The sequence below is a fragment of the Exiguobacterium sp. 8A genome (genome assembly GCF_902506275.1).
Classification (GTDB): Bacteria; Bacillota; Bacilli; order Exiguobacteriales; family Exiguobacteriaceae; genus Exiguobacterium; species Exiguobacterium profundum.
In genome coordinates, this window is the sequence record NZ_LR733630.1 from 1,272,523 (window position 1) to 1,285,163 (window position 12,641).

14 protein-coding genes are annotated in these 12,641 nt (G+C 45.7%); 1 reads left to right on the forward strand and 13 read right to left on the reverse strand.

The genetic code is table 11. The features are described from left to right. Positions 1-9 precede the first annotated feature (9 nt). The 10 genes from GVY42_RS06510 to GVY42_RS06555 all read right to left on the reverse strand — a co-directional run bounded on the left by GVY42_RS06510 (position 10) and on the right by GVY42_RS06555 (position 9,478). A complete protein-coding gene (locus GVY42_RS06510) occupies positions 10-753 on the reverse strand; it encodes a cytidylyltransferase domain-containing protein (RefSeq protein WP_236548935.1) in 744 nt (247 codons plus the stop codon). A 3-nt stretch (positions 754-756) separates the two neighbouring features. Then, positions 757-1,929 carry a UDP-4-amino-4,6-dideoxy-N-acetyl-beta-L-altrosamine transaminase gene (gene pseC, locus GVY42_RS06515; RefSeq protein ID WP_159562658.1) on the reverse strand — a complete coding sequence of 391 codons (1,173 nt, stop codon included), beginning with the start codon at positions 1,927-1,929 and terminating at the stop codon, positions 757-759. A gap of 41 nt (positions 1,930-1,970) precedes the next feature. Continuing rightward, positions 1,971-2,936 carry a UDP-N-acetylglucosamine 4,6-dehydratase (inverting) gene (pseB, locus tag GVY42_RS06520; protein WP_159562659.1) on the reverse strand — a complete coding sequence of 322 codons (966 nt, stop codon included), beginning with the start codon at positions 2,934-2,936 and terminating at the stop codon, positions 1,971-1,973. Positions 2,937-2,995: 59 nt separating this feature from the next. Then, entirely contained in the window at positions 2,996-4,897 is a 1,902-nt protein-coding gene (locus GVY42_RS06525) for a motility associated factor glycosyltransferase family protein (protein WP_159562660.1), read from the reverse strand. A gap of 144 nt (positions 4,898-5,041) precedes the next feature. Beyond that, a complete protein-coding gene (locus tag GVY42_RS06530) occupies positions 5,042-5,866 on the reverse strand; it encodes a flagellin (protein ID WP_159562661.1) in 825 nt (274 codons plus the stop codon). Between the two features lie 236 nt (positions 5,867-6,102). Further along, positions 6,103-7,395: a methyl-accepting chemotaxis protein gene (locus GVY42_RS06535; protein ID WP_159562662.1), complete on the reverse strand. Its 1,293-nt coding sequence runs from the start codon at positions 7,393-7,395 to the stop codon at positions 6,103-6,105. 123 nt (positions 7,396-7,518) lie between these two features. Then, entirely contained in the window at positions 7,519-7,842 is a 324-nt protein-coding gene (locus tag GVY42_RS06540; RefSeq protein ID WP_201302247.1) for a hypothetical protein, read from the reverse strand. A 10-nt stretch (positions 7,843-7,852) separates the two neighbouring features. After that, positions 7,853-8,680, reverse strand: coding sequence for a GNAT family N-acetyltransferase (locus GVY42_RS06545; RefSeq protein WP_159562664.1), 828 nt, complete (start codon positions 8,678-8,680; stop codon positions 7,853-7,855). A gap of 60 nt (positions 8,681-8,740) precedes the next feature. Continuing rightward, a complete protein-coding gene (locus GVY42_RS06550; protein ID WP_078147341.1) occupies positions 8,741-8,932 on the reverse strand; it encodes a hypothetical protein in 192 nt (63 codons plus the stop codon). A gap of 60 nt (positions 8,933-8,992) precedes the next feature. Next, positions 8,993-9,478 (reverse strand): hypothetical protein, encoded by a 486-nt coding sequence (locus tag GVY42_RS06555; protein ID WP_159562665.1) that lies wholly within the window; start codon positions 9,476-9,478, stop codon positions 8,993-8,995. A gap of 156 nt (positions 9,479-9,634) precedes the next feature. On the opposite strand from GVY42_RS06555, the gene GVY42_RS06560 reads away from it, so the two are divergent. Next, a complete protein-coding gene (locus tag GVY42_RS06560; protein WP_031422805.1) occupies positions 9,635-10,132 on the forward strand; it encodes a hypothetical protein in 498 nt (165 codons plus the stop codon). A gap of 37 nt (positions 10,133-10,169) precedes the next feature. Here GVY42_RS06560 and GVY42_RS06565 read toward each other — a convergent pair whose 3' ends face one another. The 3 genes from GVY42_RS06565 to GVY42_RS06575 all read right to left on the reverse strand — a co-directional run bounded on the left by GVY42_RS06565 (position 10,170) and on the right by GVY42_RS06575 (position 12,470). Continuing rightward, entirely contained in the window at positions 10,170-11,105 is a 936-nt protein-coding gene (locus GVY42_RS06565; protein ID WP_159562666.1) for a multidrug resistance efflux transporter family protein, read from the reverse strand. Positions 11,106-11,207: 102 nt separating this feature from the next. Continuing rightward, positions 11,208-11,495 (reverse strand): putative quinol monooxygenase, encoded by a 288-nt coding sequence (locus GVY42_RS06570; protein WP_074036210.1) that lies wholly within the window; start codon positions 11,493-11,495, stop codon positions 11,208-11,210. Between the two features lie 114 nt (positions 11,496-11,609). Further along, the gene (locus GVY42_RS06575; RefSeq protein ID WP_159562667.1) at positions 11,610-12,470 is read right to left on the reverse strand and encodes a YitT family protein; all 861 of its coding nucleotides are present in this window, start codon (positions 12,468-12,470) and stop codon (positions 11,610-11,612) included. Positions 12,471-12,641 lie beyond the last annotated feature (171 nt).

The window sequence follows — 12,641 nt, forward strand, 5'->3', positions numbered from 1 at the left end:
GTGTCCCTCTTATCTTATTACTTTTTGTTCAATATGCTTATTAATCTCAATTAATTGAGGATCTTCCTTAAATAGCCGAATAATGTCTTCTAAATAAAAGTCATGCTCTCCCTTATAAAGACGACTATAAATTTCAGAAATCAATTTCAAGTCTTCAGGTGTATCCAACGTCCACCGATGCTGAGAATAGTTTGTTTCATTGTCGTAACAAGATACATTATGTTGATGCTGTTCATAGATTAACGGGGTGACATGTTCCTGCTCATAATCTTTTGTTGCATGATGATAAGCATCGAAGAGGGATTCAAATGAAAACACTTCTACATCTAGACCTCTTGGAAACGTTCGCTCACTTGGCTTGGTTCCTACATTTGTCACAAGATGGTTTGTTGTGTCGCGGTATTGTTGAATCACATGATCGATAATGAAAGGGTCTATCAAAGGACAATCTGAAGTGATTCGAATCACCACTTCAGCTTCGGCTTCCATAGCTGCCTCATAGTATCGACTCAGTACGTTATCTGAACTTCCTCGATACACACGAACACCATATCGCTTTGCTTCCTCCGACAATACATCGTCTTCACTCAAAGTTGTCGTTGCAACGATGATTTCATCAATTAATTTCGCTTGTTTTACTCGAGCAATCACATGGTCAAGCACCGTGCGACCTTGCAGTTTCATCAATACTTTCCCAGGAAGCCTCGTTGAGCCCATCCGTGCTTGAATAATCGCCACCGTTTTCATAGCCATTTTTCACTTCCCATATCGTTTTAACACTTTTTTCACTGCATCGATCACATCGTACACATCTTCCTCAGTCATCGCAGGAAATAGAGGGAGTGTAATGATATCTTCGTATAGCGTTTCTGCGTGTGGACAAATCCCTTTTTCATACCCTAGCTCTTGATAATATGGCATCCAATGAACAGGAATATAGTGGACGTTGACTCCAATGTTTTCATTTAATAAGGCCTCAAACAGTTCTTTCCGTGAACCGTTTAACCGGTTTTGATTTAAGCGAATGATATATAAGTGCCAGCTTGACTCTCCACTTTCATCTTGATGCGGTATCGTAATTTCAGATAACTCGCGAAATGCCTCATTATATAAAGAAACATAGTGTTTTCGTAACTCAATAAATCGTTCAATCTTCTTCAATTGGCTTGTTCCAAGGACAGCTTGAATATCTGTCATTCGATAATTGAAACCCAAAAACTGCATTTCGTAGTACCAAGGACCATGGTGATCAACTAACTGTTCAGCACTTTTTGTAATTCCATGGGTCCGAAATTGTAATAATTTACGATAGTACACTTCATCATTTGTCGTGATGATGCCACCTTCACCCGAAGTAATATGTTTAACAGGATGAAAACTAAACATCGTCATATCACTTAACGCACCGATTCGTTTCCCTTGATAGGTGGCACCTAACGCATGAGCCGCATCTTCAATGACGACTAAGTCATGTTGTTCGGCAATTCGATGAATCTCCCGCATCGCTGCAGGTTGACCTGTAAAGTGGACAGGGATGATGGCTTTTGTGCGTGGAGTGATGGCTTGTTCAATCGCATTCGGGTCTAAGTTATACGTCGTTGGATCAATGTCAGCAAACACAGGTGTTCCTTTTTGATAAAGAACACAATTCGCACTAGCTGCAAATGTCATCGGAGTGGTAATGACTTCATCCCCTTCACCAATTCCTGCTGCAAAACAGGCACCGTGTAGGGCGGCCGTCCCATTAGAAAAGGAGACAGCATAGCGAGCTCCAACATACTGAGCGATTGCTTGTTCAAACTCATCAACAGCAGGACCAGTTGTTAAAAAGTCACCTCGTAACGTATCGACCACAGCTTGAATATCTTCTTCATCGATCCATTGTCTGCCATAAGGCAGAAACGTGTTTCTTACAGGTTGATCAATCAAACTAAACTCCCTCTCATCAAAAAATGATTATGCCGTCTTCCTTATTTCACTAACTCTCTTAATTCATCGACCGATAACCACTGATTGTTTACATTACTGACGTATGTAAACCCTTCTGGTAACGACTTTCCACCATTTGAATACTCTGCACTCCACCAAGGGAACTCAGGTTGAATGACAAAATAATCGTCGTACTCTAACGTGTGTCTCGCATCATCTTCCGTAATCATTGCCTCATGTAATTTTTCACCTGGACGAATCCCCACAATTTTGATGTCGCACTCAGGAGCAATCGCCTCAGCCAAATCAAGAATCGACATACTTGGGATTTTCGGAATAAAAATCTCTCCACCGTTCATACGTGTCAAACTATCGATAACAAACTGGACACCTTGGTCTAATGTGATCCAAAAGCGAGTCATCCGATCATCGGTCACTGGAATGACCGTTGCTCCGTCTTGCTTCAACTTCTTGAAGAATGGTACAACGCTGCCTCGGCTTCCGACGACATTACCGTATCGGACGACAGCAAATCGTGTGTCTTTATCCCCGGCATATGAGTTACCAGCGACAAACAATTTATCTGATGCTAATTTAGTTGCACCATACAAGTTAATCGGACTTGCAGCCTTATCCGTACTTAGTGCGATAACTTTTTTGACACCACGATCAATAGCCGCTTCAATAATATTTTGAGCACCATGAATATTTGTTTTCACGGCCTCGAATGGATTATACTCGCAAGCTCCGACATGCTTGAGCGCCGCAGCATGGATGACAATATCTACTCCATCAAACGCACGATAAAGGCGTTCTTTATCACGAACATCCCCAATAAAAAAACGGACACGGGGATCTGTAAATTCTTGCGCCATTTCATATTGTTTTAACTCATCACGACTAAATACGATGACCTTTTTTACGTTTTGTTTTAATACGGTGGAGATGAATTTCTTCCCAAAAGATCCTGTACCACCCGTGACTAAAATTGTCTGATTTGTAAACATGCTTATATACTTCCTCTCTCATGCACAATGTCTAATAAATATATTATTGGCGCTACTTGTTACTTAATAGTTTCTGCATACGCTTGTTTTATCGTGTGAAGTTGAGTTTGTAGTTCTTGAATCGACTCAAACATTCGCGACAAAATCGAAAGACGTAATGCACTCGTTCGATTGTATCGATTATGGAATTTAATTTTATTTTGAATGATTAATAAATTGACGAGTTGAAGCGGCATGATATGTGTTCGGAAAGATGGCGCTTCAATCATCGCATCCCAATCCCGTAGCATTTTTTCAAACTCATCGATGGTGACAGCTTTTTGATTCATGACGCGACGCAATCGTTTTTCAAGCATTTGCAATCGTTCGCTCACACTATCAAGTAATTGTTGTACATGCTCAATCGGGACATTCAATTCTGATTCTTTGACTTGTTCAAGTTTCTGTTTTTGAATCGGTGTGGTGTGGAGCCTTTCAAGGGATTGATACGAAACTCCCTCAATTCGAGCACCTTTCTCCGCGTAGTTGACTAGTTTTTCTTTTAATCCGAGCTGTGACTTGATTAATGCTTGGTAACTAGTTAAAAAACCAAATAAGATTGGTGTGGTTTTCCCCATCTCACCATTATTCAATGGTACGTCATATAACGTTTTAGTGAACTGACCATCGTTTGAAGAAGCTTGTTTGACCGAAGCACTATAATATTCACCTTCTCGCAATGCTAAATCTTGTCCGATCAACCCAATTGAATCAAAGTCCAAATAGTTCGCAAATGCAACCGCTGCTAACGCCACCGTAGGGTACGTACTGAAAACTGTTTTTGTATAGGGTAGCAAATCTTGTGTAACCTTGGCATCAGCATAAGGTACAAGTAACCCCTTTGCTCGTTGTGGAATCTGATGATTCACTTGTAACGAATAGACAAGTGGGACATCAATTTCAATATCGTTGAAGAAATGAGCGTTAGCTTCACCAGCGTCAATCGATATGACAAAGTCCGGTCGGATTTCATTCTCCAGTAAAACTTTAACTGTCTGACCAATCGCAATGATATAGTAAGCGCACTGAGCCTTTTTAAGATAAGGGATCGCATCTTCTAGTGAAGGACCCCCTGCAATCATCAGCGCATGGCTTCCTTTATATTTATGTTTGAGACCATCGATGTTAAAAAGACGATCTGAATGCCGGTTTAGGTAGCTCGCATTTTGAAACGATTCTTGATACCAGCTCTCCGTGTACACTTTACGTGTCGTTAAATCAATTCGACTTTCGCTCAAATAATTTCGAACCAATTTTAATAATTCAAGTAACGTTTTTGTATCCTCATAAAGAGGATGTTTAATAACTTCCGTTTTCAAACCAATAAACGATTGAAACTTTGATTGCAATAACGTTTTATAATCGTCTTGCGAATCAAGAAAAGACAAGACTGAATCACTTTTAATATTTGACGGTAAGTTGAGGGGATCAATCGTCAAGACATGATATTGTTTTATCAATTCAGCATGAAACAGCCCACTTCCATACCCTAAAAGGATAATAGCTTCCGTGTCATCAGCAATCTCGGCTTGCAACCGCTCAAACTCTAAAAGCGTTTCACTCACAAAATAGTGGCTACTATCGTTCTGCTTTATAAGAGCCATCTCGTTCTCATGATAGCGGAACGGGAAGACGATTTGATTCTGATGTTCTACTTCTATTAATGCTTCATATTCTGTAATTAATAATTGCAAATTATCATAGACAACATTGACATACAGTTGTAAATTCTCTTTCTTTATAGCTTGGAGCTCTGATACATGTTCCACTGTCCGAATTCCATTAGAATGAATATTTTCGCCAAATAGTCGAATGATTCCCACAATCTCATCGAGGACATCCCACTTTTCGTTTTCAACTAAGAGGACAACTTGATTTGAGATGTCCCGAAGCTCTTTTACGATGTTTTGCAGTTGTGACATAAGGCACTCCTTTATGTTTTAAAAGTTCATCTGTATATAGTATACAATTTCAATATATGAATATCGATAGACTGACAAATTTATTTAAAAAAAGGGAAACAGACTTTATGTCTGTTTCCCTTTTTATATGGTTTTAATTGAATCTTAACGTAACAACTGAAGTACAGCTTGTGGCTGTTGGTTCGCTTGAGCAAGCATTGCTTGTGCAGCTTGGTTCAAGATGTTGTTTTTCGTGAAGTTCATCATTTCTTTCGCCATATCTACGTCACGGACACGTGATTCAGCAGCTTGAAGGTTTTCAGCTCCAACGTTCAAGTTGTTGATTGTGTGCTCAAGACGGTTTTGTGTTGCCCCAAGTTTCGCACGCTCAGATGATACAGTTTCAATCGCAGTGTTGATTACTGAGATAGCGCTGTTTGCACCTGTTTGTGATTCGATATCGATTGTATCAACAGAAAGACCAGTAGAAGTCATGTTTCCGATTGTCAACTCAATGTTTTGACCTGAGTTTGCACCGATGTGGAATTTGAGACCAGATCCCACAGCTGAGAAACCGCCATCCATCAATGTTTTCGTGTTGAACTCTGTGTTTTCAGCGATACGTGTGATTTCACTAACGAGCTCATCAACTTCTTTTTGAAGCTCTTGACGGTCAGTTGTTGTGTTCGTATCGTTTGACGATTGAACAGCGAGTTCACGCATACGTTGAAGGATAGAGTGTGTTTCGTTCAATGCACCTTCAGCTGTTTGGATGAGTGAGATTCCGTCTTGTGCGTTACGTGACGCTTGATCAAGACCGCGAATTTGTCCACGCATTTTTTCAGAGATTGCAAGACCAGCAGCGTCATCGCCAGCACGGTTGATGCGAAGACCTGAAGAAAGTTTCTCCATTGCCTTCCCAGAGTTAGTTGTGTTGAACGCCATGTTGCGGTGTGCGTTCATTGCGTTAAGGTTGTGGTTGATAATCATTGTAATTTCCCTCCATAGGTTTGAGTTTTTCCGCTCTTCCAAATCCGTTTGTCCGAGCATGTAAGGTTTAGGCCGGCCCCTCACCTTACATTTGTTGGAACGTTTTATCGTTTCCATACTCTATATCGGAGTGAAGGCTCGGCAGTTTAGTCTTTTTACAACTTTTTTTATGATTTCTTCAAATTTTATATTTATGTAATGAAAAACGCCCCATCATTGGGACGTTTTCAACCTTCTTACACTTCTACTTTCATCTGTTCCGTCTCATTCTGCAAACTCTCTGCGACGCGAACGAGCTCTGACATCGCCCCGTTCACCTCACCAAGACTAGCCGCTTGCTGGCTCGCCGCTGATGTCACTTCATTCGCATAACGCGATGCTTCTTCGACCATGCCAACGATGCCTGCCGAGTTTGTCACAACCGAATCGATCTGACCACGTGACTCATCAAGGAGTGAATCGACCGAATGGACATGACTGTATACTTCATTTGCGGAATTGTGAATCGATGCGAACGCACCACCTGCTTTTTCAACTAAACCGACACCTGTCTCCACTTCTGCTTTGACGTTCGCCATTGAAGACGATGTATCCCCAACGAGACGCTTCACGTCTACGATGAGATCCGTGATTTCTTGAGTCGAGTTCGCCGTTTGTTCTGCGAGCTTTTTCACTTCTGCCGCTACGACGGCGAATCCACGCCCATGCTCACCGGCACGTGCCGCTTCAATCGATGCGTTCAAGGCAAGCAAGTTCGTCTGTGCCGAAATGTCACTGATGACATCCGTGATCCGTGAGATCTCGCCTGTCATTTCCGTCAACTGGCTGTTGAGCGTCGATGACTGTTCGACTTTCCCGGCAATCGCATGCATCGCATGAACTGAAGACGAGGCAAGACCTTTCCCGCTCTCCGCTTCCTGTTGCATCTCGCTCGCCGAATCAAGCGCCGATGACATCTCTTGACGGATGCTCTCCATCGTACGCGCGACCGCTCCGAGCAAGTCCATCGAGTTATACGTCGCACTGACGTTGTCTTCTAACATCTTGTTGAGGGAATCCATCGCAGAACGGATACTTTCGCCCGCCACGTTCCCTTCTTGAACTGAAGCTGCGATTTCCTGTGCCGAACCTGTCAATTGGTCCGCCGTGTAACGCATGTTCGTGCCTTGTTCCCGAAGGTGTTCGACCATGTTGTCCATCGATAAGAGCAAACGTCCCATCTCTGAACGATCCGTCGTCTTCTCGTCAGCGAAGTGCACCGTCAAATCACCATTTCCAACTTCAACAGCTTTTTCAGAAGCCATCTCGACCGCTTTCAGTGGACGACGGGCAATCAAGTAAATAACGATTCCGCCGAGTGATGAGATGAGTAATGCCACGACCGTACCGACGAGCATGACTTGACCTTGTTCCATCTCGAGTTCCGTCAAGAGTAATAGGGTGATGTAGCCGACCGCTCCGCCCGTGATAAAGGACGTGACCAAAATCCACGCGAGCAATTGCGTCGTAAAGTTTTTAAATACTTTCACTGTTTGTTCCTCCTCATTGTGTTCATCACTCCTTATATCGTCCAATTTCCAATGAATGTATAGCGTTTTCAGTTGAACGTTTGGTCAATGAAAAAACGTACCCCCGTCAAGGAGTACGTTTCGTTAGAATGCTTCATCATCACGTTCGACGTGCACCACACGACGTGGTGTCGTCGCCGCGTCAATCGCGAGCGTGATGGCAGCCGCCCAGTGCAGCATCATCCCGACAAATGGAATGAAGCCGAGCACCGAGGCCGCAATTCCGACCGCCGCACCGTAAGAGAAGCGACTCAATCGACTGAACGAAAGAATCAATACGATCACGTGGTAGACGAACATGAAACCGAGGGGCGAATAGCCCATTCCGATGATGAAGAGACCGCCAAGAAGCGGAATCCCGAGGAAGGCTTCAAACGCCGCGCCGAGCCATTTCAGATTTTTCACCATGTGGTTCACCTCACACTTCAATCATATAAAACTCATAGCCACCATTCTCCGCAAAACCGGCACGTTTGTAAATCTCGAGCGCCGCCTTGTTTTCCGTCTCGACATCGAGCTCGACTTTCGTCCGGCCCATGCGGAACAGTTGTTGGACCATCTGTTTCAACATTTTCGTACCGTAGCCTTTGCCTTGTTCGCCTGCTTTGACCCCGAACGCATGGATGCTTGCCGCGTCGTCCCCTGTAAGAAGGGCGCGAATCACACCGATCGGTTTGCCGTCCACTTCACCGATATACGTCACGCGGTCTGGCGTATCGATTTGTTGATAGATGTTTTCCGTCACATCGACCGGATCTCCGAACGCCTCGCTGAGCGTCGCGATGATGAGCGGACGGTCGTCTGCTGTCGCCTCACGTAGCGATACCTCGTCCGGCTTCAAGAAGAGTTCCGCTTTTTTCAAGACGAGATTGTATTCCGAGAACTGATACGCCGCCTGAAGATGCTCGAGCACCGCTTTCCCGGATGCCGAGTTTCGGTCGATGACGAACGTGAATGCTTCGCAACCGTTCAACTTCGCGTCTTGTTTTGCCGTTTCGAGTAGTGCCGTGAAGACACCTTGTTTCCGGTATTCAGGATGAACGAGCGCATTCACTTCATACTCGTTCGGAAGATACGGGAAAAGCATGAGATAACCAACGAGCGTCTCCCCGTCATATACCGCATAGTCGTTCTGCCCGACCGACTCATGCCCAACCTTTACGTCGATCTTGTCGTTCGCGTTGACCGCCTGTTCTAACGCTTTGACGTCATCTGCCTGTCTTACTTCTTCTACTGTCCAATTCATTCATATCACCTCATTTGTATTGTAGCACAAAGGAAAAAGCCCGCCGTAGCGAGCAGACATTCAATGATTTCTTTCATTCTGAAAAAGATAAGTCAATTCTCGCATCATGACTGAGATGACGATGACAACAGCCAAGGTGAAAAAGCTTTCTTGTTTCGGTAAATCAAATATATACATCGCGACGATAAACAAAAGGATTACAATCAATCCCTCCGAATAATCTCGTCTTCGGCTTGGTAATGTCTTTCGCACACGTCCCCCACCTCTCTGAAAAAGACTGCAAACGATTCAGCCGTCTGCAGTCTCTCCATGTTATAACGTTCGGAACTCTAACTCAGGAAGTGTCTCGATCAACTCGGCAATCTCGTCCGTATGCGCCTCCGCACCTGGGACGGCCTCTGTCGGTTCGACCCAGAAGAACGTCTTGTCGTTCGTCCCGAGGTAGTTGCCGTAGCCGATTTCTGTCGCGAACGCCTCTTGAGTCAATTCGCGGTCGATCAAGTCTAGGTGGAACAAGAGTTGGTCGTCCCCGTTCTCAACGTTATAGTATAAATCGAACGTACCGTAGCTCTTCGTGTCCCCGATGTCGACGACGTCCTGCGCCTTCTCGATATAGACATCACCTCGCTCAATCGCCTCGACAATCTTCGACGGCAAGATGATCTCATAGCCGAGCTCACGGTCACGAATCGTCTGCGTCGTATCCTCTGTCCGTCCCCGGGACGAGACGACACCGACTGTCGCCACCAATGCACCTGTCACACCGAGCGCGAGCGCCCATTTCATCGATTTGTTCACAAGAACCACTCCTCACTTGTTAATGTCTTCACTTGATTATCCCACAAGTTAACGACTTTTCATTAAATATTCTGAAAAAATGTTTCCCCTTACATTGACGAGTGTCCGTCAATCCCATACGATGGTAGTAACGTACTATAGAAAAGAGGAACTGACATGTCTAACGAAACTACTTTGACACGCGCTCAGCTCGACGCGCTCTTGAAAAACGTCTTCGCCCTTCAAATCCCGGTCATCGAGAAATTCATGACGGATTTGTTTAAACAATATGTCTCCACGGCATCTACGTTCAAACAGGACATGGACACGATGAAAGCAACGGACTGGCACAAGCATTTCTTCGGTCAAAAAGTGATGCCGCACCTCTTCATCGAGAACCTTGGCTTCGGTGCATCGTTCCGTCACCAAGGTCAAGAAAAAGTCGTCAGCATTCCTGAGAACATGACAGTCGTCAAACCGGACTCAGACGCGCAAATCAAAGAGATTTTAGAGAATCTCGATCAGACGCTCGCATCAATGGACGGCGTCAAAAACAAAGGACTCGTCAAGAAGTTCTATAAAGAAACGCTCGAACTGATCTGCCAACTCGGTAGTCGTACCGGTATGATGGATGATTTCTATGACAAAGTCAAAGGCAGTTTGACAACAAGTTAATGACCATCCCCTCGCTCAAAAGACTGAGGGGATTTTTTTATGCCTCTTGTCGGACCACGGTCGGAAGCTCCATAAACTGACTCCGACTGTGGAAGACGACCCCGACCATGACGAGCGCGATCCCGGACAAAGCGATTGGCGATGGCATGACGGCATGCAGGAAGATGAGTTCCCCGATGAGCGCGAACAGGACTTCGAGCGCTTGCGTCGCTTCGACGGACGCCAGTCTTCCCATGTCATGTTTGACGAGATCGGTCGCCATGAAGAATAGCACGGTCGCGACAACCCCGGATAACAGGGCGACGAGGAACGTCTGCCCGAGCTGACTCGATGAGGGACGCCCCGTCGTCAACCCGTAACCGAACAACAGGAGCCAGACCGGGAGTGACCCGAGACACATTCCGAGGATTCGCTCGAACACGTCGAGGTCCGTATGTTGCATCATCTTCCGGTTCCCGAGCGGATAGGCGAACGCGGCGATGATGACCGGCACGACCCCAAGCCAAATGAACCGAGGTTCGAACGACTCGAAAAACTCCACTTGCATCATTACGACCCCAATGAGAATCAAGACCGAGAAGCGAAGTCCGCGCCATGGGATTTTCTCCCGTGTTCCGTCTACCTTCTTGAAGAGTGGGGACAACAGTGCCCCGGCGACAATCGTCACTTGCCATGTGCCCGCAATCAGCCACGGGGGTGCGACCTCGGCTGCGAGACAAATCGGGACGTAAAACAGTCCGAATCCGACCGTCCCCCAAACAATCCATTGACGAGGACTTTCTTTCAATGCTGAGAGGACTCGCTTGAGTCCACCACGAAACGCGACTACAACTAGCAATAACGGAATCATCCACAAAAAGCGGAGCGAGGCACTATAGGCAAAGCTGCCACCTCCGACTTGCATCACTTCGTTCAACACAAACGTACTCGCAAAAAACAAGGCGGCGAAGACACCGAGTATGAGTGGACGCATAAGTTCCCTCCTTTCCGAATCCTGTCATGTTCTCGACATCTTGTGATTTCTCCTGCAAAAAACGGACAGCGCTTCGCCATCCGTTTCGTTATTCCTCCTCGGTCATGTCCGGAGTTCGAGCGCGGCGATCCGCTCCATTCGCTCGAGGATCGGCTTCGCCTGATCGATATATGCCCTCACTTCAACAAGCGACAACGACGCCGCATGCGCCTCCTCATTTCGCCATACTTCATAGACGAATACGGTATCCGCCTCATCGAGCGACACGTGGACCCGATACGATTCACAATCCGATGTCGCCTCCATCTCCCGCGCCGCTTCCGACAAAATTGCTACGAGTCTATCGCGTTGCCCCGCTTTCGTGACAAGCTTTCCAATCAGTGCGTACATTTCCAATCCTCCCCTTTCTTTTGCATCGACTTCTTCCACTTACCATATGCGATTTCCTGCTTGGTCGGTTCACACGTGTAGAGGTTAAAAAAACGGACGACCCTTGGCCATCCGTTAATGAATATCGCGTTTTTGGAAATTCCCGCCTTTGACCTCTGTCACCTCATAAACGACGACGAACGCTTTCGGGTCGACATCATCGATGATGTCTTTGATCTTTCGTTCTTCGAGCCGGTTGATGACACACGTGATTTCGTAATAGCTTTCTTTGGAATATGCTCCTTGGATTTGATTCAACGTGGCGCTCCGTCCGAGACGGTCCCGAATCGTCTCGACCATCTCCTGCGGTTCACTCGTGATGATTTTGAACGTTTTTGCCCCGCTCAATCCCTCTTCAACGATATGAATCACTTTCGAGGCGATGAAGTAGGCGATGGCGGACAAGACCGCTCCTTGAAGACCGAACACCGTCGAGACGACGATAAAGACGAACGTATTCAAAAACAGAATCAAATCACTCGTTCCGAACGGCAATTTCCGTGATAACAGGACCGCCAACATATCGATACCGTCAAGCGCTCCCCCGTTGCGAAGCGAAATCCCCATCCCGAATCCGAGGATGATCCCACCGACCACCGTGATGAGGAGCGCATCCCCTTCGATGATAGTCGGAACATGGTGCATAATGACCGTACCGACAGACAAAGATGCAATCCCGGTGACTGAAAGGATGGCGAAGCTCTTCCCGATTTGTTTATAACCCAGATAGACAAACGGAATATTTAACACCCCGATGAAAATACCGAGCGGCAGTCCCGTCAGTTGTGACCCGACAATACTGATCCCAGTGACGCCCCCGTCCGAAACGTTATTCGGAATGAGGACCGATTCCAATCCATACGCCGCGATGAGTCCCCCGATGATGTTCATCATCATTTGAAACGCCATCAACCACGTTTTGTTTTCTCGTTTCATCCTATAGACCTCCATCCATTGTTCAACAACCTTCTTAGCCTAACATAAAATAATACTAAGATAATTTATCAAGAATCCTCCATCAATTCTGAATATTCATGTCAGATTCTCTGTCGTAAATGATTGTCGGTTCGTATCATTTGTTATACTTAAGAAAATGGAAAGGGGGCA